The organism is Pseudophaeobacter profundi (genome assembly GCF_029697505.1).
Classification (GTDB): domain Bacteria; phylum Pseudomonadota; class Alphaproteobacteria; order Rhodobacterales; family Rhodobacteraceae; genus Pseudophaeobacter; species Pseudophaeobacter profundi.
On sequence record NZ_JARJEF010000006.1, the window covers coordinates 164558 to 185855 of the forward strand.

At 59.8% G+C, this 21298-nt stretch carries 20 protein-coding genes; 6 read left to right on the forward strand and 14 right to left on the reverse strand.

The genetic code is table 11. From position 1 onward, the window contains the following. Positions 1-11: 11 nt before the first annotated feature. Entirely contained in the window at positions 12-605 is a 594-nt protein-coding gene (locus P2081_RS11785) for a 2-hydroxychromene-2-carboxylate isomerase (protein ID WP_278923065.1), read from the reverse strand. 106 nt (positions 606-711) lie between these two features. Between P2081_RS11785 and P2081_RS11790 the strand changes: the two genes are divergently transcribed. After that, a complete protein-coding gene (locus tag P2081_RS11790) occupies positions 712-1734 on the forward strand; it encodes a ribose-phosphate pyrophosphokinase (RefSeq protein ID WP_278923066.1) in 1023 nt (340 codons plus the stop codon). Between the two features lie 128 nt (positions 1735-1862). Here the strand turns inward: P2081_RS11790 and P2081_RS11795 are convergent, their stop codons facing one another. The 6 genes from P2081_RS11795 to P2081_RS11820 all read right to left on the reverse strand — a co-directional run bounded on the left by P2081_RS11795 (position 1863) and on the right by P2081_RS11820 (position 7237). After that, entirely contained in the window at positions 1863-2213 is a 351-nt protein-coding gene (locus P2081_RS11795) for an H-type lectin domain-containing protein (protein WP_278923067.1), read from the reverse strand. A 165-nt stretch (positions 2214-2378) separates the two neighbouring features. Then, positions 2379-2792 carry a F0F1 ATP synthase subunit epsilon gene (locus P2081_RS11800; RefSeq protein WP_278923068.1) on the reverse strand — a complete coding sequence of 138 codons (414 nt, stop codon included), beginning with the start codon at positions 2790-2792 and terminating at the stop codon, positions 2379-2381. 11 nt (positions 2793-2803) lie between these two features. After that, the gene (gene atpD / locus P2081_RS11805) at positions 2804-4228 is read right to left on the reverse strand and encodes a F0F1 ATP synthase subunit beta (RefSeq protein ID WP_278923069.1); all 1425 of its coding nucleotides are present in this window, start codon (positions 4226-4228) and stop codon (positions 2804-2806) included. Between the two features lie 21 nt (positions 4229-4249). Next, positions 4250-5125, reverse strand: a complete 876-nt coding sequence (locus P2081_RS11810; RefSeq protein ID WP_278923070.1) for a F0F1 ATP synthase subunit gamma — start codon at positions 5123-5125, stop codon at positions 4250-4252. A gap of 12 nt (positions 5126-5137) precedes the next feature. Then, entirely contained in the window at positions 5138-6676 is a 1539-nt protein-coding gene (atpA, locus tag P2081_RS11815) for a F0F1 ATP synthase subunit alpha (protein WP_278923071.1), read from the reverse strand. Beyond that, positions 6677-7237: a F0F1 ATP synthase subunit delta gene (locus P2081_RS11820; protein ID WP_278923072.1), complete on the reverse strand. Its 561-nt coding sequence runs from the start codon at positions 7235-7237 to the stop codon at positions 6677-6679. A 156-nt stretch (positions 7238-7393) separates the two neighbouring features. On the opposite strand from P2081_RS11820, the gene P2081_RS11825 reads away from it, so the two are divergent. Next, on the forward strand, positions 7394-7576 hold the full coding sequence (locus P2081_RS11825; protein ID WP_278923073.1) for a hypothetical protein: 183 nt from the start codon (positions 7394-7396) through the stop codon (positions 7574-7576). An 86-nt stretch (positions 7577-7662) separates the two neighbouring features. Here P2081_RS11825 and P2081_RS11830 read toward each other — a convergent pair whose 3' ends face one another. Further along, positions 7663-8409 (reverse strand): class I SAM-dependent methyltransferase, encoded by a 747-nt coding sequence (locus P2081_RS11830; protein ID WP_232405213.1) that lies wholly within the window; start codon positions 8407-8409, stop codon positions 7663-7665. 61 nt (positions 8410-8470) lie between these two features. Here P2081_RS11830 and gloB point away from each other — a divergent pair, with 61 nt between their 5' ends. The 3 genes from gloB to P2081_RS11845 all read left to right on the forward strand — a co-directional run bounded on the left by gloB (position 8471) and on the right by P2081_RS11845 (position 12780). Beyond that, complete coding sequence (gene gloB, locus P2081_RS11835) at positions 8471-9238, forward strand: hydroxyacylglutathione hydrolase (RefSeq protein ID WP_278923074.1); 768 nt, start codon at positions 8471-8473, stop codon at positions 9236-9238. A 210-nt stretch (positions 9239-9448) separates the two neighbouring features. Then, on the forward strand, positions 9449-11776 hold the full coding sequence (gene clpA, locus P2081_RS11840) for an ATP-dependent Clp protease ATP-binding subunit ClpA (protein ID WP_278923075.1): 2328 nt from the start codon (positions 9449-9451) through the stop codon (positions 11774-11776). Positions 11777-11778: 2 nt separating this feature from the next. Continuing rightward, the gene (locus P2081_RS11845) at positions 11779-12780 is read left to right on the forward strand and encodes a M23 family metallopeptidase (RefSeq protein WP_278923076.1); all 1002 of its coding nucleotides are present in this window, start codon (positions 11779-11781) and stop codon (positions 12778-12780) included. A gap of 57 nt (positions 12781-12837) precedes the next feature. Here the strand turns inward: P2081_RS11845 and P2081_RS11850 are convergent, their stop codons facing one another. From P2081_RS11850 to P2081_RS11860, 3 genes are all read right to left on the reverse strand, one after another. Continuing rightward, positions 12838-15213 carry a peptidoglycan -binding protein gene (locus P2081_RS11850; RefSeq protein ID WP_278923077.1) on the reverse strand — a complete coding sequence of 792 codons (2376 nt, stop codon included), beginning with the start codon at positions 15211-15213 and terminating at the stop codon, positions 12838-12840. Between the two features lie 3 nt (positions 15214-15216). Further along, positions 15217-16437, reverse strand: a complete 1221-nt coding sequence (locus P2081_RS11855) for a biopolymer transporter ExbB (RefSeq protein ID WP_278923078.1) — start codon at positions 16435-16437, stop codon at positions 15217-15219. A gap of 74 nt (positions 16438-16511) precedes the next feature. Continuing rightward, positions 16512-17042, reverse strand: a complete 531-nt coding sequence (locus P2081_RS11860; protein WP_278923079.1) for a gamma-glutamylcyclotransferase — start codon at positions 17040-17042, stop codon at positions 16512-16514. Between the two features lie 70 nt (positions 17043-17112). Here P2081_RS11860 and P2081_RS11865 point away from each other — a divergent pair, with 70 nt between their 5' ends. Further along, a complete protein-coding gene (locus P2081_RS11865) occupies positions 17113-18120 on the forward strand; it encodes a DUF2125 domain-containing protein (protein ID WP_278923080.1) in 1008 nt (335 codons plus the stop codon). A gap of 135 nt (positions 18121-18255) precedes the next feature. On the opposite strand, the gene P2081_RS11870 is transcribed toward P2081_RS11865, so the two are convergent. Genes P2081_RS11870 through hisC form a run of 3 tightly spaced genes read right to left on the reverse strand, consistent with a single transcriptional unit; the run spans position 18256 to position 21187 of the window. Beyond that, complete coding sequence (locus P2081_RS11870) at positions 18256-19182, reverse strand: extensin-like domain-containing protein (RefSeq protein ID WP_278923081.1); 927 nt, start codon at positions 19180-19182, stop codon at positions 18256-18258. Continuing rightward, positions 19179-20099, reverse strand: a complete 921-nt coding sequence (locus P2081_RS11875; RefSeq protein WP_278923082.1) for a prephenate/arogenate dehydrogenase family protein — start codon at positions 20097-20099, stop codon at positions 19179-19181. Before P2081_RS11875 ends, P2081_RS11870 begins: the two co-directional genes overlap by 4 nt. Beyond that, a complete protein-coding gene (gene hisC / locus P2081_RS11880) occupies positions 20096-21187 on the reverse strand; it encodes a histidinol-phosphate transaminase (RefSeq protein ID WP_278923083.1) in 1092 nt (363 codons plus the stop codon). The genes P2081_RS11875 and hisC overlap by 4 nt, the downstream gene beginning before the upstream one ends. Positions 21188-21298 lie beyond the last annotated feature (111 nt).

Here is a 21298-nt window from a genome sequence, read left to right on the forward strand (position 1 = left end):
CACCAGCCGTATCAGCCCGCAAGATGTTCTTCCAGATCGGTGATCCGGTCCTGTCCCCAGAACCGCGCACCATCTTCGGTGATATAAAACGGCACACCAAAGACACCGGCATTGACGGCATCCTCTAGGTTTTGCGCGTAGGTCTCGGCACCGGCCAAGAGACCGCTATCCGCCAGTGCAGGGTCAAAGCCGGCATCTTGCAGGCAGGATTTGATCACATCGTCCTGGGCAATATCGCGTTCTTCCGCCCAGACGGCCCGCAGGATCCCATGCACAAGCGCCCCCATATCACCGCCGCCTGCGGCCTGTGCGGCAATGATCGCATAGGACGACGGCGCCGGGTTGGTTGGCCAATGGGCGGGTTTGAGGTTCAGCACCAGCCCATTCTTTTTTGCCTGCCGCTGCATCTCTATCACCCGGTATTCCTGGCGCGAGATATGGCGATCCTTCGGAGGGGTGCCACCGGTGCGACCAAACAGGGCAATAATGTCCAAAGGTTTGTAATTGATCGTCGCATTCTGTCGCTCTGCCGCTTCTTCCAGTCGGGTTCCGGCCAGATATGCGTAGGGCGACAGGGTCGAGAAGTAGAAATCAATGACGGCCATGGTGGTTTTCTCCCGCTTAGAACTAGGCTGAAAGCTACGCACATGTTAAGCGGTGAGCAAGATCACGAATCTGTCACATAGCCATTGCTGCCGGGGATATCAGCCAATGCCGACTTTACACGAACCCAAGCTTATTGCTGGGAACGCCAACCTCCCTCTTGCCACTTCCATTGCCCGCCGAATGAGCATGCACCGTGGTGTCGACCAAGGTCTGGTTGATGCTCGCGTTGAACGCTTTAACGACGGCGAGATCTTTGTCGAGGTTTACGAGAACGTACGCGGTGAGGACATGTTCATCATTCAGCCGACCTCCAATCCGGCGAATGATAACCTGATGGAACTGCTGATCATCTCTGATGCGCTGCGCCGCTCTTCTGCGCAACGCATTACCGCCGTGATCCCCTACTTCGGCTATGCCCGTCAGGACCGCCGCACCAAGGCCCGCACACCGATTTCATCCAAGCTGGTCGCCAATATGCTGACCGGCGCCGGCGTAGAGCGGGTCCTGACCATGGATCTGCATGCCGCGCAAATCCAGGGCTTCTTTGATATTCCGGTAGACAACCTCTACGCTTCGCCGATTTTTGCACTGGATGTCAAAAACCAGTTCAAGGACAGCATGGATGATCTGATGGTGGTCTCTCCTGATGTGGGCGGCGTTGCCCGCGCGCGGGAACTGGCCAAGCGCATCAATGCGCCGCTGTCGATCGTCGACAAACGCCGCGAAAAAGCCGGCGAAGTGGCCGAGATGACCGTCATCGGCAATGTGCAGGACAAGATCTGCCTGATCATCGACGACATGTGCGACACGGCCGGTACCCTGTGCAAGGCCGCCCAGGTGCTGCTGGACAATGGGGCCAAGGAAGTCCACGCCTATATCACCCACGGCGTGATGAGCGGCCCTGCGGTTGAGCGTGTGTCGAACTCAGTGATGAAATCTCTGGTGCTGACCGATTCCATTCAGCCCAGCGAAGAGATCCTGAACACACCCAACATCCGCATCCTGCCCACAGCGCCGCTGTTTACCCAGGCGATCCTGAACATCTGGCACGGCACCTCCGTGTCCTCGCTGTTTGAAGACAAGACCTTGGTTCCCATCTACGAGTCGCTTTATTCAAACGGCGTCTGACGCCAAGGAATGAGACAAGAAAAAGGCCCCGCGCAGTATCCTGCGCGGGGCCTTTTTTTATGGTCTGGCCCGGTGAAATGCAGGGCAGATCCTGCCCGCTTATCTCCTTCCAGGTTGCGCAACAGGGTCTAGTCAACCTCCCAGTCATCCTCATGCGGCAGATCGCCAATGGCCATCCAGGCCGCACGCACACGGGCCACACGGCTATCGCCCCAAGTGCGAAAGACCATGTCAAAGCCAGAGGTTGTAATGTTCTCGGGCACCAGTTCGGCGCGAATGGCGGCACTGGTGTCCATATCCCAGAGCGACATCGACACATGCACCGTCGGCACCCGCCGATAGGTCTGTTTGAAGGGGACCTGCATGCGCCGCTCGCGTGCCCCCTCGCCGGTCCACATGCTGCCGCCCTCTTCAAACTCAGAGAACAGCGCCAGATCGCCCTGGTCTATTCCGATATGTAGATTGCGTAGTCTTTTCATCACCCTCGGCTCCGCTCGCATACGCACCAGAGCTTGCCGGTGTGTAGGCCCGGTCTTTGCCCTTGATACAGTCAAGGTAACAATACGGAAAAACCGGCCCATCACAACGGAGGGCCGGTTCTAAAAGTGCAGAGAGATACACCAGGCAGGTGATCACATGCGCCGTTACAGGCTCATATGGGTGCCCAGGGCCTCCATATCCGCCAACAGCTTGGCTGCATCTTCGACCAACCCATGGGGCTGATCGTCTTCCTTGGCGGTCTTGTAGGTCTGGCGGGCCTCTTCGATCAGCTCGTCCAGATGGGCGCGGGTCATCTCATCCATTGGGATTGCCTTTTCAGCGAGAACCGAAAGGGCCTCGGCGCTGATTTCGGCAAAACCGCCAGTGACCACGAATTCCGAAGTGCCTTGCGAGCTTTCAACCCGCAGGACACCCGGACGCAGGGTGGTGATGGTGGGTGCATGCATCGGCATCGCCGTCATGTCACCCTCCGCGCCGGGGATCTGCACCGCGTTCACCTGAAGCGAAGCGAGGCTGCGCTCCGGGCTTACGAGGTCAAATTGCATGGTATCAGCCATCAGGGCCCTCCTTAGGCCGCGTCAGCAGCCATTTTCTCGGCTTTTGCGATCACTTCGTCGATGCCGCCAACCATGTAGAAGGCGCCTTCGGGCAGGTGATCGTATTCGCCAGCCACAACGGCCTTGAACGATGCGATAGTTTCTTCCAGCGGAACCTGCTTACCGTCGGCACCGGTGAAGATTTTAGCAACGTCAAACGGCTGGGACAGGAAGCGTTCGATCTTACGTGCACGGGCCACGGCCAGTTTGTCGTCTTCTGACAGCTCGTCCATGCCGAGGATCGCGATGATGTCCTGCAGCGATTTGTAACGCTGAAGAATCTGCTGCACGTCGGTGGCAACTTTGTAGTGCTCGTCACCGATGATCAGTGGATCCAGCAGACGCGATGTCGAACCAAGTGGGTCAACCGCAGGGTAGATACCCTTTTCCGAGATCGCACGATCCAGAACGGTTGTCGCATCCAGGTGCGCAAACGAGGTTGCAGGCGCAGGGTCGGTAAGGTCATCCGCAGGAACATAAACGGCCTGAACGGAGGTAATCGAACCGTTCTTGGTCGAAGAGATCCGTTCCTGCATCGCACCCATGTCGGTGGCCAGTGTTGGCTGGTAGCCAACAGCCGAAGGAATACGACCCAGCAGAGCCGAAACTTCGGAACCGGCCTGGGTGAAGCGGAAGATGTTGTCCACAAAGAACAGAACGTCCGAGCCGCTGTCGTCACGGAACTGTTCCGCCAGGGTCAGACCCGACAGAGCAACCCGCATACGCGCACCGGGAGGTTCGTTCATCTGGCCGTAGACCAGCGCAATTTTGGAATCGACCAGGTTATCGGGAACGATAACGCCGGATTCGATCATCTCGTGGTAAAGGTCGTTACCTTCACGGGTTCGCTCGCCCACACCGGCGAACACGGACACACCAGAGTGCACCTTCGCGATGTTGTTGATCAGTTCCATGATCAGAACGGTTTTACCAACGCCGGCACCGCCGAACAGACCAATTTTACCACCCTTGGTGTAGGGGGCCAGAAGGTCGATAACCTTGATACCTGTGGTCAGGATCTCAGTTGCGGTCGACTGATCAGCGAAGGAAGGTGCATCGCCGTGGATGCCACGGGTTTCGGTCGCCTCTACGGGGCCCTTTTCGTCAACAGGCTCGCCGATGACGTTCAGGATACGGCCCAGTGTGGCGGTGCCAACTGGAACCGAGATAGGCGCGCCGGTGTCGGTCACGTCCTGGCCGCGAACCAGACCTTCGGTTGCGTCCATAGCGATGGTCCGAACTGTGCTCTCACCCAGGTGCTGAGCAACCTCGAGAACCAGTGTCTTACCGTTGTTGTCCGTGGTAACGGCGTTCAGGATTTCCGGCAGGGCATCCTCGAACTGCACGTCCACAACGGCGCCAATCACCTGCGTGATTTTGCCTTTTGCGTTTGCCATGTGTTTGTCTCCGGTTGTCTCTTAGAGCGCCTCTGCGCCCGAAATGATTTCAATCAGCTCGTTGGTGATGACGGCCTGACGCGAGCGGTTGAACTCGATTGTCAGCTTGTCGATCATCTCGCCAGCGTTACGCGTGGCGTTATCCATCGCGCTCATCCGGGCACCCTGCTCGGATGCACCATTTTCCAGCAGCGCCGAAAAGATCTGGGTCGATACGCCACGTGGCAGCAGATCGGCAAGGATTGCCTCTTCGCTGGGTTCGTAGTCGTAAACGGCCGATGCTTCTTCGACGACACCGCCCTCGTAAGAGGCCGGAATGATCTGCTGCGCTGTTGGCACCTGGGTCACGACATTGACGAACTCTGCAAAGAACAGGGTCGCAACATCGAATTCACCAGCGTCAAAGCGGGTCAGGATATCCTTGGCGACGCCCTGCGCATCGGCATAGCCGATCCGCTTGACCTCGCTCAGATCCACGTGGCCGACGAAATCATCACCCAGGTCACGACGCAGCGCGTCGCGGCCCTTTTTGCCAACGGTCAGAATTTTGACCGTCTTGCCAGCCGCTTTCAGCTCCTGCGCCTTTTGGCGCGCCAGCTTGGCGATATTGGCGTTAAAGCCACCACACAGCCCCCGCTCGGCGGTCAGAACAACAAGAAGTTGTACCTGATCGCTGCCGGTGCCGCGCAGCAGTTTTGGTGCGCTATCGCTGCCGCCAACCGAAGCCGCAAGCCCTGCCATCACGGCATTGAACCGTTTGGTATAGGGACGCGAATCTTCAGCAGCTTCCTGGGCGCGGCGAAGTTTCGCCGCGGCCACCATTTGCATGGCTTTTGTGATCTTACGCGTGCTTTTGACACTCGCGATCCTGTTTTTCAGGTCCTTGAGATTTGGCATTGCCTTATCCCCTTACGCGAAATCTGCGGCGAATTCGTCCAGCGCTGCTTTGATCTTGTCGGCAGCATCGCCCTTGATCTTCGGATCTTCGTTGGAAATCCACTCGAGCAGATCGGCGTGCTTGCTGCGCAGATGCGCCAGCATGCCTTCCTCGTAGCGGCCAACAGACTTTACGTCGATCTTGTCGAGGTAACCCTGGGTCCCGGCGAAGATCACGCAGACGATTTCTGCGTTGGTCAGCGGCGAGTACTGAGCCTGCTTCATCAGTTCGGTCAGACGGGCACCACGGTTCAGCAACTGCTGGGTGGCGGCGTCAAGGTCGGAACCAAACTGCGCAAAGGCCGCCATTTCGCGGTACTGAGCCAGTTCCAGTTTCACCGGACCCGCAACAGATTTCATCGAGTTTGTCTGCGCAGAGGAGCCAACACGCGAAACCGACAGACCGGTGTTCACAGCAGGACGGATGCCCTGGTAGAACAGTTCGGTTTCCAGGAAGATCTGGCCATCGGTGATCGAAATCACGTTGGTTGGAATAAAGGCGGAAACGTCACCACCCTGGGTTTCAATAACGGGCAGAGCCGTCAGCGAACCAGCGCCGAAATCTTCGTTCAGCTTGGCCGAACGTTCCAGCAGACGGGAGTGCAGATAGAAAACGTCACCAGGATAGGCTTCACGGCCGGGCGGACGACGCAGCAGCAGCGACATCTGACGATAGGCAACAGCCTGCTTGGAAAGGTCATCATAGATGATCAGACCGTGCTTGCCGCTGTCGCGGAAATATTCCGCCATCGCGGTGGCCGCATAGGGGGCCAGGAACTGCAGAGGCGCAGGATCGGACGCGGTTGCAGCAACCACGATCGAATATTCCATGGCGCCGGCTTCTTCCAGCTTTTTCACCAGCTGGGCAACGGTGGAACGCTTCTGACCAACCGCTACGTAGACGCAGTACAGTTTCTTCGACTCATCGTCGCCTGCTGCATCGTTGTAGGATTTCTGGTTCAGCATGGTGTCCAGGGCGATCGCGGTTTTACCGGTCTGACGGTCACCAATGATCAGCTCACGCTGGCCACGGCCAACGGGGATCATCGCATCAACAGATTTGAGGCCTGTCGCCATCGGTTCGTGAACCGATTTACGTGGGATAATGCCAGGTGCCTTGACGTCGGCAACGCCACGCTTTGCAGCGTTGATCGGGCCTTTGCCGTCCAGCGGGTTACCCAGACCGTCAACAACGCGGCCCAGCAGCTCGGGGCCGACAGGAACGTCCACGATCGAGTTGGTGCGCTTTACAGTGTCACCTTCTTTGATGTCGCGGTCGGAGCCAAAGATAACGATACCTACGTTATCGGCCTCCAGGTTCAGCGCCATGCCCATAATCCCACCAGGGAATTCGACCATTTCGCCAGCCTGAACATTGTCAAGGCCGTAGACGCGGGCGATACCATCGCCAACGCTCAGCACGCGACCAATTTCAGCCACCTCGGCTTCCTGACCAAAGTTCTTGATCTGGTCTTTTAGGATCGCAGAAATCTCTGCTGCTTGGATACCCATTTATCCGACCTCTTTCATTGCATTCTGTAGGGAGTTGAGCTTGGAGCGGATCGAGCTATCGATCATCTTCGAGCCCACTTTAACGACGAGACCGCCAATGATGCTTTCATCGACGGTTGCATTGATGGTAATCTGTTTGCCCACGCGCGCGGCCAGCGTCTTGGCCAGCTTGTCGCTTTGGGTTTTTGTCAGTGCCTTGGCGGAAATCACCTCGGCGGTCACTTCACCGCGTGCCTCTGCCAGACGATCCCGCAGGGCAGAAATCAGAGCAGGAACCACGAACAGGCGGCGTTTTTGCGCCATCAGCGCCAGGCTGTTGCCCAAAACAGGTGCCAGACCCATTTTCTTGGCGATCGCCGCAATTGCGGCTTCCTGCTCATCCCGCGAAATCAGCGGAGAGCTGAGCAGGGTTTGCAGGTCGTCACTGTCAGCCAGGGCAGCTGCCAGATCATTGATGCTGGTTTCAAGGCTATCAAGTGCCTTGCTCTCTTCGGCGATCTCAAAGATCGCAGTGGCATAGCGTGCAGCAATGCCTGCTGAAATCGAAGCTGGTTCGGACACGTCCACCCTTCCGACATTTGGCCCCGACTGGCCTGTCGCAAGACAGACGGCACCGGGGGCGTGAGCATACCCCACCAAGACGGCAGGGCGTTAAAATCAGCGTGGATGTAACAGAGCGGTAGCAACCTATCAACTGTCTATAGTGGCAGGGGCAAAATGATCGACCTTAATGTTTTCAACACCTTAGCCAAAGTGCGGCTCTTTGCCTCCCGAAACTCGACTATTTTTATGCACCTCGGGCGTGTTATTTACCTTTCCGAACAGGTCAAAATCCGCACGAAAGGCGCAAATCAGCGCTCACAGGTCTTTTCCGGCCTCACCGCGGATCGACAATTTTGAAAAACAGAATCATCTGTCCGCGTCACCCCGGATCGACCACAGGGCACCTCTTTTGCCCGATGCCTCCTTGTTGTCAGCCGACCCGCTCAGGCCGGTTCCGCCACCGGGTTGGAAAGCCCCTCCAAAACCCGGATCGGACTAGACCGTTTGACGCGTGTCATATGCCCATGCTGGGGATGCGTCTGTTTGCTGACCTCGACCATAAAGACGCCCCCCACCAACATGGCAGGCAGGCGGCGCCCCGCCCGTTCCAGCAGTGCCCCGGATTTCAGCCAAAACCGTTTCTGGCTGGGCATCCGGTACAGCGCCGCTGTATGACGTTGGATGGTGAATTCATGCAGGCGCAGCTGGTTTTCCAGCTGGGTCAAGGTATAGGGCCGCCCATAGCCAAAGGGCGTATTATCCGACCGCGCCCAGAACCCGGCCCGGTTGGGCACCACAAAGATCGCCCGCCCGCCAGGCCCCAGCACCCGGCGGCACTCTTCCAGCACCTGGGTGGGCCGTTCCGAGGTTTCCAGCCCATGCATCACCACCAGCCGATCCACCCGACCGGTTTCAATCGGCCAAAAGGTCTCTTCGCACAGCACAGATACATTCGGCATCCCCGCCGGCCATTGCATCACCCCTTGCGGCCCCGGCATCAGGGCAATCACCCGGCGGGCCTCGGCCAGATAGGGGCGCATCAAGGGCGCGGCAAAGCCGAAGCCAGCCACGGTCTGCCCGGCTGCTTCCGGCCAGAACTCCAGCAGCCGATTGCGCACCGATGCCTGCGACGCCCGCCCCAGGGTGCTGCGATAGTAGAAATTCCTAAGGTCCTGAACATCAAGGTGCATTGCGGGTGCCTGCTGCTTGGGCCAATCTGGGGGCAGTTTACTCATGCGGAGGCGAAAGACCATGCCCCTAGAAATCGTTACCCTGCCCTGTCTCTCGGACAACTATGCCTATCTGCTGCATGATTCCAAGAGCGGTAAAACCGCTTTGGTCGATGCGCCCGAGGCCGATGCCATCAAAACCGCGCTCGCGGCCCGTGGCTGGCGCCTGGATGTGATTCTCTTGACGCACCATCACTATGATCACATCGATGGCGTCGCCGAGCTCTGCGCGCAGTATAATCCTGCGGTCTATGGCGCTAAGGCGGATGCCGCCCGCCTGCCGCCCCTGACCCATGCGCTGGAAGACGGTGACAGCTTTGACCTCTTCGGGGAGCCGGTCCAGGTTCTGGATGTGTCGGGCCATACAATCGGCCATATCGCGTTTTACTTGCCCGAAAGCCAAGCCGTCTTTACTGCCGACAGCCTGATGGCGCTTGGCTGTGGGCGCCTGTTCGAAGGCACCCCCGATATGATGTGGCACAGCCTCAACCGTCTGATGGCCCTGCCACCGCAGACCTGGGTCTATTCCGGCCATGAATATACCCAATCCAACGCCCGCTTTGCCCTGACAATTGAACCGGACAACACCGCATTGCAACTGCGCGCTGCGCAAATCATCAAGGCACGCGCAAAAGGCGAGGCCACGATTCCGTCACTGTTGCAGCAAGAGCTGGAGACAAATCCCTTTTTGCGGGCCCACCTGGATGAGGTAAAAACCGCTATCGGGATGCAAGGCGCTGAAAGTAAGGATGTTTTTGCAAAAATTCGGGGTCTGAAAGACCGCTTTTAACCCCATTTCTGCCGGTCTGATGCTATCGTGACCGGCTCAAAGGGGTCATAAATTAACCTCTCTCACAAAGAATGTGACCTAATTTTGAAAGAAAGCCCTTGAAGCTCCGCGTCTATCAACCAAACTCTAATACTATCAGGACATGGTTGATACAGGGGAAGCGGCAGAACGTCCAAGCCCCGGTCACCCCAAGAACAGAGGAGCACGCCCGTGCCTTCATTCTCGAGCACACTAGAACAAGCCATTCACGCCGCGCTCGCGTTGGCGAATGAGCGGCGCCACGAGTTTGCCACGCTGGAACACCTGCTGTTGGCATTGATCGAAGAACCGGAAGCCGCCCGTGTAATGCGCGCCTGTAGCGTCGATCTTGGGCATCTTCGCACTTCACTGATTGAATTTGTCGATGAAGATCTTGCCAATCTGGTGACTGATGTCGACGGGTCCGAAGCGGTCCCCACCGCAGCCTTCCAGCGGGTCATTCAGCGCGCCGCGATCCATGTGCAAAGCTCGGGGCGCACCGAAGTTACAGGGGCCAATGTCCTCGTCGCGATTTTTGCAGAACGCGAAAGCGATGCCGCCTACTTCCTGCAGGACCAGGATATGACCCGCTATGATGCCGTGAATTTCATTGCCCATGGCGTGGCCAAGGATCCTGCCTTTGGCGAATCCCGTCCCATCACTGGCGCCCCCGAGGGCGAAGATGCCTCTATGGGCGGCGGTGCCCCCGAGAGCGACAAAAAAGAGAGCGCGCTGGATAAATACTGCGTCGATCTCAACGCCAAATCGCGCGAAGGCGACATTGACCCGCTGATCGGACGCAGCCACGAGGTAGAGCGCTGCATCCAGGTGCTGTGCCGCCGCCGCAAGAACAACCCGCTGCTAGTGGGCGATCCTGGCGTCGGCAAGACCGCCATCGCGGAAGGCCTGGCCCGCAAGATCGTGCAGGGCGAAGTTCCTGAAGTGTTGTCCAAGACCACCATCTTCTCGCTCGACATGGGGGCGCTCTTGGCTGGCACCCGCTATCGTGGCGATTTCGAAGAACGTCTGAAGGCCGTGGTGACAGAGCTGGAAGACCACCCGGATGGTGTGTTGTTCATTGATGAGATCCACACCGTGATTGGTGCGGGTGCCACCTCTGGTGGGGCAATGGATGCCTCCAACCTGCTGAAACCTGCCCTGCAGGGCGGCAAACTGCGCACCATGGGATCCACTACCTACAAAGAGTTCCGCCAGCATTTTGAAAAAGACCGCGCCCTGGCGCGGCGCTTCCAGAAGATTGATGTGAACGAACCCTCGGTACAGGATGCGGTTGAAATTCTGAAAGGGCTGAAACCCTATTTTGAAGAACATCACAGCGTCAAGTTTACAGCGGATGCGATCAAATCCGCCGTGGAACTGGCGGCGCGGTATATCAACGACCGCAAATTGCCCGACAAGGCGATCGACGTGATCGACGAAGCAGGTGCGGCACAGCATCTGGTGCCGGAAAGCAAACGTCGCAAAACCATTGGCGTCAAGGAAATCGAAGCCGTGGTGGCCAAGATCGCCCGCATTCCGCCCAAGAGCGTCACCAAAGACGATGCAGAGGTGCTGAAAGATCTGGAGAAGAGCCTGAAGCGCGTGGTCTTTGGCCAGGACGATGCGATCGACGCGCTCTCCAGTGCCATCAAACTGGCCCGTGCAGGGCTGCGCGAACCGGAAAAACCCATCGGCAACTATCTCTTTGCAGGCCCCACCGGGGTTGGCAAAACCGAGGTGGCCAAACAACTGGCCGATACACTCGGGGTAGAGCTTCTACGTTTTGACATGTCGGAATACATGGAGAAACACGCGGTTTCCCGTCTGATCGGCGCGCCTCCGGGCTATGTCGGCTTTGACCAGGGTGGCCTGCTGACCGATGGCGTTGACCAGCATCCCCACTGTGTGCTGCTGCTGGACGAAATCGAAAAGGCGCACCCGGATGTGTTCAACATCCTGTTGCAAGTGATGGATAACGGCCAGCTGACAGATCACAACGGCCGCGCGGTGAACTTCCGCAATGTTGTGTTGATCATGACCTCCAATGCGGGTGCATCGGATATGGCAAAGGCTGCCATCGGCTTTGGCCGTGATCGCCGCGAGGGTGAAGACACCGCCGCGATTGAACGCACCTTCACGCCGGAATTCCGCAACCGGCTGGACGCCGTGATCGCCTTTGCACCGCTACCCAAAGAGGTCATCCTGCAGGTGGTCGAGAAATTCGTCCTGCAACTGGAAGCCCAGCTAATGGACCGGAATGTCTCGATCGAACTGACCCGCAAGGCGGCTGAATGGCTGGCGGACCGGGGCTATGATGATCGCATGGGGGCACGGCCTTTGGGGCGGGTCATCCAGGAGCACATCAAGAAACCACTCGCCGAAGAATTGCTCTTTGGCAAGCTGGCAAAGGGTGGGCTGGTCAAGGTTGGCATCAAGGATGGCAAGCTGGATCTGCGCATAGAAGGTCCGATCAAGCCGCGCATCTCTGGTGACAAGCCGCCATTGCTGACTGCCGACTAATCATGCGGCTCTCCCTTGCAGCTTTGCTGCTCACGCTCGTCACGGCCCCCGCCGTGGCGGGCGACATTTCCTTGCAATGGCCGCTTGATTGCAGCCAGGGCGATACCTGTCACATTCAGCAATATGTCGACCACGATCCCGGCCCCGGCAGCCGTGACTATGCTTGCCAAGGGCTGACTTACTCTGGTCACAAGGGAACAGATATCGCCCTGCCCTATCTAAGCGATATGTATCGCGGTGTTGCCGTGCGCGCCGCCGCACCAGGCGTGGTTCAGGGCCTGCGCAATCGGATGCCCGACACCTATTCCACCGAAGAAAACGCTGCCGCCCTGCAGGGGCGCGAGTGCGGCAATGGCGTGGTCCTGCTGCACGCGGATGGCTGGGAAACCCAATATTGCCATATGCGCCAGGGCTCTGTGCGGGTGCAAAAGGGCCAGCAGGTTCAAGCCGGCACCCAGCTGGGTGAGGTCGGCCTTTCCGGCAAGACACAATTCCCGCATCTTCATCTGTCCCTGCGCCGCGATGGGAAGGTGATCGATCCCTTTGCCCCCAACGGAGCGCAGGACTGTGCGGCTGGCATCGATCAGGTAAGCGCGGCCGGTGCAACCGCCGATACGACCAACCTCTGGGCCGATCCGCCTGCCTATGAACCCGGGGGATTTCTGGGCGCTGGCTTCAGCACCCAGGTGCCCAGTTTCCGGCAGATCAAATCCGGCAAGGCCAGCCAGATCCGCATGACGCGGCAATCACCGGCCCTGGTTTTCTGGGCCTATGCCTTTGGCGGCCAACAAGGCGACCGGGTGCGGCTGACCATTTCTGGCCCAACCGGGGTCTTTTCGGTGCATGAAATCACGCTGGATCGCAATCAGGCCCAGTTTTTCCGCGCTTCGGGCAAACGGTTGCGCGACCAGATCTGGGAGTATGGCCTCTATACCGGTCTGGCAGTATTGCTGCGCGATGACGTGGAAATCGATCGGATCGAGCAAGCCATTTCTTTAAGATAACGGCCCAGGGCGCCCTTTGGGTCCGGGCTGCGGCCTCTTGCCCCAGACCGGGGCGCCTTATCGTTCAGTGAACTTCAACTCAATCCGGCGGTTCTGGGCGCGGGCCTCCGGTGTATCAGCCGTGTTTACCGGCTGGAACTCACCAAATCCGTTTGCCGCCAGCCGATCCGGCGCCACGCCGAGGCTCTCGATCATGTAGCGCACCACCGACAGTGCCCGACCCTGGCTCAGCTCCCAGTTATCGGAAAACTTGGGGTGGCCCAGCATGGCGGTATTGTCGGTATGGCCATCCACCCGGATGATCCAGTTGATCTCGGGTGGGATATCTGCCGCCACAGTCTGCAAAATTCGCGCCACCTTGGCGATCTCGACTTCGCCCAACGACGACAGTCTGGCACTGCCCGGCGCAAAGAGCACCTCTGATGCAAAGACAAAGCGGTCGCCTTCGATGCGCACCCCCTCTTGCTTGCCCAACACGTTGCGCAAGCGGCCAAAGAACTCAGAGCGGTAGCGCTCCAACTCCTCGGCCTTGGTTTCCAGACTATCCGCCTTGCTGGCAAGCTCTGCCGCCTCCAGCTCCAGTCGCTTGCGCTCTTTTTCTTCTGTCAGACGGCGGCGGCGCTCTTCCGAGGCGGCCCGTGCCAGCGCCGCGTTCAGATCCTGGCCGAGGTTTTGCAACTGCACCTTCTGGGCAGCATCGCGTGCCTGGTAGTCATCCAGAATCGCCTGTAATCCGCCCAGTTGTTCCCGCAGCGCCGCCACCTGCTGGTTCAGCAAGGCGGTCTCGCGCTGCGCCTTGGTCGAAACTGCTGTCTGCTCTGACAGCGCCGCCTTGGCCTGCGCCAACAGCGCCGCGCGTTCCTCGGCAAGGCTGCGCGCCTCTGCCGCGCTCCCCCTGGCCTCGTCCTGCGCGTTCAGCGCCGCCAAGAGCCGTTGTTGCAAGACAGCCTGATCACCAGCGGCAGCCTGGGCATTTTCCAGCGCATCCAGCGCGGCTAGCAGACGCAGCTCTACCGCGGCCCGATCCTGCGCCGTCGAAGAGGCGGCCTTGCGGGCGGCGGCCAGATCATCCTGAGCCTGGGCCAACTCGGCCTGCAGACCAGACATCACTGCGGCGGTATCGGCCTGCAGGCTGGCCAGTTCTTCTTGCAGGCGACGCTGCTCTGCCTCTGCCGTGCTGCGCTGGCGGGTCAGTTGCTGTTCCAACTTCTCAAGCGCGGCAGCCTGTTGTTTTTGCAGATTTGTCAATTCGCTTTGATACTGGGTTTCGGTCTCGACGTTTGCTGCCCGCTGACGGGCCAGCTCTGCCTCCAGCGCGGCCTTGCTTTGCGCGGCCTGCTGGCGGGCGCTGTCCAATTCCTGGTTCAGCCGGGCCTGGGTTGTGTCATTTTCCAGGCGCAGCCGGTCCAGCTCTGCCTCCAGGGCAGTGACCCGGCCTTCGGCAGAGGATTGCGACACCTGCATCTGCGCCAGAACACGGGTCAGGCGCTCGGCCAGGGCATCACGCTCTTTGCTCTGCGCTGTGGCGGCATCCAGCGTGGTCAGCGCCTCTTCAAGATCCTGTGCTAGGCGCTCTTGTGCCAATTTGGAAGCAGCCAAAAGCGTGAGCGTATCTTCGGCCTCTTGCCGCTCACGTTCCAGCGACAGGGTCATGGCCGTCAACTCGGCATCGGCGTCTTGCAGCCGGGCGCGCAGGGCCTCGGCAGCGGCACTTTCAACCAGGCGGGCCTCTTCTTCGGCGCTCAGCCGGGTTGAAAGATCAGCCATCTCTGCCGCGCGGGCATCGTCTTGCTGCTGCAAATCAGCAATCATTGCCTCCAGCGCCTCGCGTCTGGCTGCGGCCAGGCGCGCGGTCTCTACGCCAGCGTCAATTTCCTGCCGCGCCTGTGCCAGCGCCAGATTCAAGGACTCGCGTTCATCAACCAAGTCGGCGCGCTGCGCATCCAACTGGTCGCGGTCTTCGCTCAGCTGCGCGATCTGTGCCTCGGCCTCGGCGCGACCAGCAAGCAGGGTCGCCACCTGGGCCTCAAAGGCGGTGATATCACTTTGGGCGCGCGCCAGATCTGCCAGCTGCTGGTCGCGTTCGGCGGTCAGCCCAGAAATCACCGCACGCTGTTGATCAATGGCATCCTGCGCCTGCGCCAGATCGCTCTGGGTGGTGGTTAGCGTCGCACTTAGCGCCCCAAGCCGCGCCGAAAGGCGGCTGTTGTCACGTTCTTCCAGCCCCAGCGCATTGGCCAGCGCCTGCACTTCAGTGGACAGTTCGTCCAGCTCGCTTTCCTGGCCTGAAATGGTTTCGCGCAGGACAAATTGCACCACCATAAAGATGGTCAGCAGGAACATCAGCACCAGCAACAGCCCGGTCATCGCATCGACGAAACCCGGCCAGATCGAGCTTTGAAATCGCTGCCCACTGCGCCGCGACAAGGCCATGCTCTAATCCTCGCCCTGCAGAAACTGCCCGCCGTCCGGCCCGGCTGGCGCTAGCTCTGCCGGCCGACGGCCCCGGCCACGCGGCACTGCAAAGGCCTTGACCATGAGGTCGATATCCTTGCGCAACTCTGCCAGGCTTTCTTGTCGACCGGCAGAGATTTCCTCCAGAATGCGCAGCATCTGCACATCGATCGAGCGCAGCCGCATCCGGCTTTCGGCATCCATGCCCACATCGCCGTGGGCGCGCATGATCTCGGTCAGGGTTTCCTGCCCCACGGCAACCCGCTCTAGCGCATTGGCAACGCTAGTGGACTGATCCTGACGCGCGTTCATATCGCTGATGACATCCACCAGATTGGACAGTTTATTGTCGATCTCGGCCCGGCTCTCGGCGTTTTGGGCAAACATCGCCTGCAAGGCGTCCATCTGCTCTGCCATGGTATCCAGCACCTCGGATACAACGCCGGTCTCGCCGCCGCTGCCCTCCTCGCCAGAGGAAAAGCTGACCCGCGTGAAAGAAGAGAGCCATTCTTCCAGCTCGCGGTAAAACCGGTTCTGGCCATGGCCGGCAAACAGCTCTAGCAGGCCAACGATCAGCGACCCTGCCAGTCCCAAAAGCGAAGAGGCAAAGGCCACGCCCATGCCGCCCAACTGTGCTTCCAGCCCGGTCATCAACCGGTTAAAGACCGCAATGCTTTCCTCGCCCTCCTGCGGGGCCAGGCTGCGAATGGTATCGACAACCGCAGGCACAGTGGTGGCAAGACCATAAAACGTGCCCAAAAGTCCAAGAAAAATCAGCAGGTTGACAATATATCGCGTGATCTCACGCTCTTCGTCCACCCGCTGTGCCACCGAATCCAGAATAGACCGGGTCGACGATGACCCCAACTGCATCCGCGCCGCCCGCGAGCGTAGCAAAGCCGCCAGCGGAGCCAGCAGCGACGGTGCCCGTTTGTCGCCGCGCGTACCGCCAGAGGCAAAGCTTTCAATCCAGCGCACCGATCCGACCAGCTGCGCCACCTGCCAGAAACAGGCCAGCACCCCGATGACAAAGACAATGACGATAAAACCATTGAGCCAAGGATTTGCCTGAAACACCGGCAGCACCTTGGGCAGGGCCATAAATATCCCAAAGCCAGCAAGGCCAAGGGCAATCAGCATCATGATAATCTGTCTGACCGGTTGGGAAAACTGCGGCCTTGTCTTACGGGCTGGTTGGGCCATATTCAAAAGGTCCTGACGGATTTTTGCTCAATTCCCAAAAGAGCTTAAAGACAAAGATCGCAAAGCCCAAGGCTTTATGCTGTTATTTGCCGCACGCGTCCCATCAACCATTCAAGTTCTGCATCGCCAAGGCCAATTTCGCTGAGATGTTCAGCGGTATTATACAGATATTCGGTATTGGGCCCACGCCCGCCCACCGCAGTGGCGATAATCTGCGCCTGTTTTTCCAGCGCCATGCCGCCGCAATACTGCTCGTGATGCGGATCAATCACATAGGTCACGGCCATGACCTCTTGGCCAGAAGCAAGCTGCACCGCGAGGTTACGCTCCAGATAGGCCGAAGAGATCAATTCGCGCTCGCGCAGATAGTCCAGCGTCTGGTCTTCCGCGCCACTCGCAACCGCCAGCGCCAATCCCTGACACTGTGCCCCCTGGACCTCATCCAGGGCCAGCACCAGCCCCGGCACCTCTTCGCTGCCACGATGGTGGATCGACGACATGCAAAAAGAGCGGGCATAGCCCTGCAGGGTTGCGATCTCGCTGCCAGCCACCGGAAAGCCCGGATTCCACAGCAGCGATCCATATCCGAATACCCACATTGTCATGATCTATGGCCCTTTCTTATCCTCGCCTATAAACAGCAAATTGACGGCTAGAAAAAGGGGTCTTCGCAGAATGCGACTGCTGAAATACCTGTGCCTTGGGGCACTGGTCTGGGGGCTCTACTGGGGGCTGGCGGCCTGGGCACTGCGCAGCGGATTGGAAAGCTGGTTCGACGCACAAGCGCGCCAGGGTTGGCAGGTCTCACATGGGCAGCTCTCGACTGCTGGCTTTCCACTGCGCCACCGCACCCGCATTGATCAGCCCCTGCTGGCCGACCCCGGAACCGGCGCCGCCTGGAGCGCAGATTGGCTGGATCTCGACAGCCCGGCGATCTGGCCCGGGGCGCTGACGCTCTCCTTTCCGGAGACCCAGCAGCGGTTTTCCGTCTTTGATCAAAGCAGCGCCCTTACCGCGCAGGACATGACCGCCGAAATGCAGCTGGCACCGGGGGCAGCCCTGACGCTAGAGCGCCTTGAACTGCAGGCGCAGGTCTGGAAGATCCTGCAACAGCAGGCGACCATGCCCCAGTGGCAGGCGCAGGATCTTGAGTTGATCCTGCATCAGCAGAGCGCGCAGCCAAACCAGTATGATTTGCGTATGGCCATCACCGGCTTTGCCCCCGGTGGTGCCTTTCGCCGCATCAGCCAGCTGGCAAATGATCTGCCCAAACAGTTTGACGCGCTACAGCTGCAGGGGGCGATCGACTTTGATATCCCCTGGGATCGCCGGGCGCTTGAACAGCGCCGCCCGCAGCCGCGTCAGATCACCCTTGACCTGGCCGAGGCCAAATGGGGCGAGATGCATTTCAAGGCCAGCGGCCAGCTGCAGATGGATGATCAGGGCCGCGCAACGGGCGATCTGGCGCTACAGGTCAGGAACTGGCGCGCGATCCTTGATATGGCAGAACGCAGCAGCCTGCTGCCGCCGCAGACCCGCGCCGCCATAGAACGGGTGCTGGCGCTGTTTTCCAGCCCTGCTGGCCAGGGGGAGAGAATCAACACCACCCTGCGCTTTCAGCAGGGGCAGATGTGGATCGGGCCGCTGCCCATCGGCACCGCACCGCCAATCCGGCTGCGCTAGAGCCTGTCGCGTTCATTTGCATTCAGGCGACAGGCGCTCGTTTATTGATGTCGCATGTCGAATAGCTCGAAACCGGCAACCACTTTCGAGCGATATGCTCTAAGACCACCGCGCCCTGCCCCGCATGTCCCAGCCCTAGCGGCAGTAGGACCCACTGCGATAGCTGGCCACATCAAGGTGGAAATGATCCCGGTGATGGCGATCAGATTCGGGGCCCAGAACGGTGCCAAAGGGACCACAGGCCGCTTTCCACATCTTGCGCATCGGTTTGCGGGTGGCACGGGCGTTCCACCCTGACAGCACGCTTACCAGGGTGCCATCTTCCAGTTTGAAGCCGGAAATATCAATCGCCTTGCCGCGCCCGTGTTCCGACACTTTGGCGCCGGGGCGATTGTTGCGGGTGCGGCAGGCGTAGTGCGCCGCCACCCGCAGGCTGACCACCCGATTGCGGCGACCAAAGGCCTTTTCCACATCCTTTGAAACCCATCGTTTCAGCGCCGCAGCGGTTTCGCAGGTCATCACTGAACTCTGGCTCAGCGTGACCCCGGCGACAGAGGTCACCCGCACCGCATCCGCGGCCCCACAGCCGGGCATGGTGCCGACCACTGCGCCAATCTCTTTGCCCTGAATATCAATATCACCGCAGACAGAGCCCTGACGCAGACGGCGGCGTTTGAACAGGGCCTGTTGCGCAATGCCATCCGGGCGGACTAGCGGCACCAAGGACTGATCCAGAAGCGACGCATCCAGATCCGCAGGCCGCGCCGCCACCGCGAGGAGCTGGGCTGATACCGGGCGCAATTGGGGCCGCAGCCCGGATGAAGGGCTGGCCACGCGGCTTGATCCCGCACCGGTGGCGACTGCTGCCACCACATCGGCACGCGCAACCGCCCCATCTGATGCCACGGTCGCTGCCACGGCCGGTGCCGGGCTGGGGCGCAGGATCGGACGCAGCGATGTTTCAGGCGCGTCGGCCTGAACGGCCAGACTGCTGGCGGGCAGAAGGCAGGTCACAGTGGCCAGCGCCACCGCCCAGCCCCGGAGCTGTTCCCCGCCGATCACGGCTTGTTGCCCCGGCCAAAGTCAGGCGCGGCTGTATCCTGGCCCGCCTCGATGATACCGCGCCGGATCGCCCGCGTGCGGGTGAAATAGTCGTGCAGATGGTCGCCGTCTCCGGTCCGGATGGCGCGTTGCAGTGCAAACAGTTCTTCGGTAAAGCGCCCGAGGATTTCCAGCGTTGCCTCTTTGTTGGTCAAAAAGACATCGCGCCACATGGTTGGATCCGAAGCAGCGATGCGGGTGAAATCCCGAAAGCCGGCTGCCGAATACTTGATCACTTCGCTATCGGTCACCCGGCGCAGATCATCCGCAACCCCTACCATCGTATAGGCAATCAAATGCGGCGCGTGGCTGGTGACAGCCAGTACCAAATCATGATGGTCCGCCTCCATTTCATCGACATTGGCGCCCATGCCTTCCCACAGGGCGCGCAGCTGTGCCACCGCTGCGGGGTCGCTGCCATCAACCGGAACAAGCAGGCTCCAGCGGTTGTCGAACAGTTCAGCAAAGCCGGATTCCGGGCCGGAATGTTCGGTGCCCGCCAGCGGGTGGGCTGGCACAAAATGAACCCCCTCGGGAATATGCGGTGTCACCACCTCTATCACATGCCCCTTGACCGACCCCACATCCGAAACCGTCGCGCCGGGTTTCAGATGCGGACCAATTTCAGCCATGACTGGCCCCATGGCCCCCACCGGCACACAAAGCACCACCAGATCGGCACCTTCGACCGCCTCGATGGCACTGTCGCAGATGCGATCACACAGGCCAATGCGACGGGCGGTTTCACGGGTTTGCGCACTGCGGGCAAACCCCGTGACCTCGCCTGCCAAACCGGCGCGCTTCATGGCCCAGAACATCGAAGACGCAATCAGCCCCAAGCCAATCAGGGCGACACGGTTGTAAACGACATTGCTCATACGGCACCTTGCTTTGCTTTGAAGTCTCGGATCGCAGCAACCAGGCGGCGGCAGGCCGCCTCGTCTCCGACGGTTATACGCAGGGCATTGGGCAGGTTATATCCAGCCACCCGGCGCACAATCAGCCCCTGTTGTTGCAGATAGAGATCGCAGGCCTCGGCCTCGGCCTGATCGGCAAACCGTGCCAGAATGAAATTGGTACAAGAGGTATCCGACGCCACGCCCAGCTCTGCCAGCTCGCGTGCCAACCAGCTGCGCCATTGGGCATTTTCCTGTCGGCAGCGCTCCAGGTAGTCCCGGTCGCGCACTGCCGCTTCGGCCCCGGCCAGCGCCGTGGCGGAGACATTGAACGGCCCGCGCACCCGGTTTAGCACATCAATGATAGGCGCCGGGCCATAGCCCCAACCAATGCGTGCCCCGCCAAGACCGTAGATCTTGGAAAACGTACGGGTCATGAAGATATTGTCGCGCGCCGCGATCAAATCCGCCCCGGCATCAAAGCCTTCGACATATTCCGCATAGGCCCCATCCAGCACCAAGAGCACCCCCTTGGGCAGGCCATCGGCCAGACGCGCAACCTCGGCCGCCGAAATCATCGTGCCGGTCGGATTGTTCGGATTGGCGATAAAGACCAGCTTGGTGCGGTCGCTACAGCCCGCAAGCAGCGCATCCACATCGGTGACACGCTCGCGTTCCTTGACCTCGACCGGGGTGGCCCCTGCGGCCAGTGCGCTGATACGATACATGGCAAACCCGTGCTCCGTATAGAGCACCTCATCCCCCGGCCCGGCATAACACTGGCACAGGAAGGCGATGATTTCGTCACTGCCGGCACCACAGATAATCTGCTCTGGGTTCAACCCCTCGACCGCTCCAATCGCCTGACGCAGCGCCCTGTGGTCAGAGCTGGGGTAGCGATGCATATCCGCCGCGGCCTCTTGCATGGCTGTAATCGCAAGCGGGCTGGGCCCCAGTGGGTTTTCATTGGAGGAGAGCTTGATTGCGTTGCTCACCCCCGCCACATGGGCCGCGCCGCCCTGATAGAGGGCGATATCCATAATACCTGGCTGCGGCGTGATCTGGGTCATTGGTCTGGCTCCTTGGTTCTCCTCGTAATAACGAGGCGCAAGCCAATGGGAAAGCGGCAAGATCAACCAGAGAGCGGCACCGCCCACACAGCCTGGGTAGGACTGTGCCAA

What these genes read in the sequence shown, in the direction of transcription:
- P2081_RS11865 (WP_278923080.1), top strand. Translation starts at nt 17,113, where the DNA reads ATGCGACTGCTGAAATACCTGTGCCTTGGGGCACTGGTCTGGGGGCTC.
- hisC (WP_278923083.1), bottom strand. Translation starts at nt 21,187, where the DNA reads ATGACCCAGATCACGCCGCAGCCAGGTATTATGGATATCGCCCTCTAT.
- P2081_RS11875 (WP_278923082.1), bottom strand. Translation starts at nt 20,099, where the DNA reads ATGAGCAATGTCGTTTACAACCGTGTCGCCCTGATTGGCTTGGGGCTG.
- gloB (WP_278923074.1), top strand. Translation starts at nt 8,471, where the DNA reads ATGCCCCTAGAAATCGTTACCCTGCCCTGTCTCTCGGACAACTATGCC.
- atpD (WP_278923069.1), bottom strand. Translation starts at nt 4,228, where the DNA reads ATGGCAAACGCAAAAGGCAAAATCACGCAGGTGATTGGCGCCGTTGTG.
- atpA (WP_278923071.1), bottom strand. Translation starts at nt 6,676, where the DNA reads ATGGGTATCCAAGCAGCAGAGATTTCTGCGATCCTAAAAGACCAGATC.
- P2081_RS11800 (WP_278923068.1), bottom strand. Translation starts at nt 2,792, where the DNA reads ATGGCTGATACCATGCAATTTGACCTCGTAAGCCCGGAGCGCAGCCTC.
- P2081_RS11790 (WP_278923066.1), top strand. Translation starts at nt 712, where the DNA reads ATGCCGACTTTACACGAACCCAAGCTTATTGCTGGGAACGCCAACCTC.
- P2081_RS11845 (WP_278923076.1), top strand. Translation starts at nt 11,779, where the DNA reads ATGCGGCTCTCCCTTGCAGCTTTGCTGCTCACGCTCGTCACGGCCCCC.
- P2081_RS11860 (WP_278923079.1), bottom strand. Translation starts at nt 17,042, where the DNA reads ATGACAATGTGGGTATTCGGATATGGATCGCTGCTGTGGAATCCGGGC.
- P2081_RS11795 (WP_278923067.1), bottom strand. Translation starts at nt 2,213, where the DNA reads ATGAAAAGACTACGCAATCTACATATCGGAATAGACCAGGGCGATCTG.
- P2081_RS11850 (WP_278923077.1), bottom strand. Translation starts at nt 15,213, where the DNA reads ATGGCCTTGTCGCGGCGCAGTGGGCAGCGATTTCAAAGCTCGATCTGG.
- P2081_RS11825 (WP_278923073.1), top strand. Translation starts at nt 7,394, where the DNA reads ATGATCGACCTTAATGTTTTCAACACCTTAGCCAAAGTGCGGCTCTTT.
- P2081_RS11830 (WP_232405213.1), bottom strand. Translation starts at nt 8,409, where the DNA reads ATGCACCTTGATGTTCAGGACCTTAGGAATTTCTACTATCGCAGCACC.
- P2081_RS11855 (WP_278923078.1), bottom strand. Translation starts at nt 16,437, where the DNA reads ATGGCCCAACCAGCCCGTAAGACAAGGCCGCAGTTTTCCCAACCGGTC.
- P2081_RS11785 (WP_278923065.1), bottom strand. Translation starts at nt 605, where the DNA reads ATGGCCGTCATTGATTTCTACTTCTCGACCCTGTCGCCCTACGCATAT.
- P2081_RS11810 (WP_278923070.1), bottom strand. Translation starts at nt 5,125, where the DNA reads ATGCCAAATCTCAAGGACCTGAAAAACAGGATCGCGAGTGTCAAAAGC.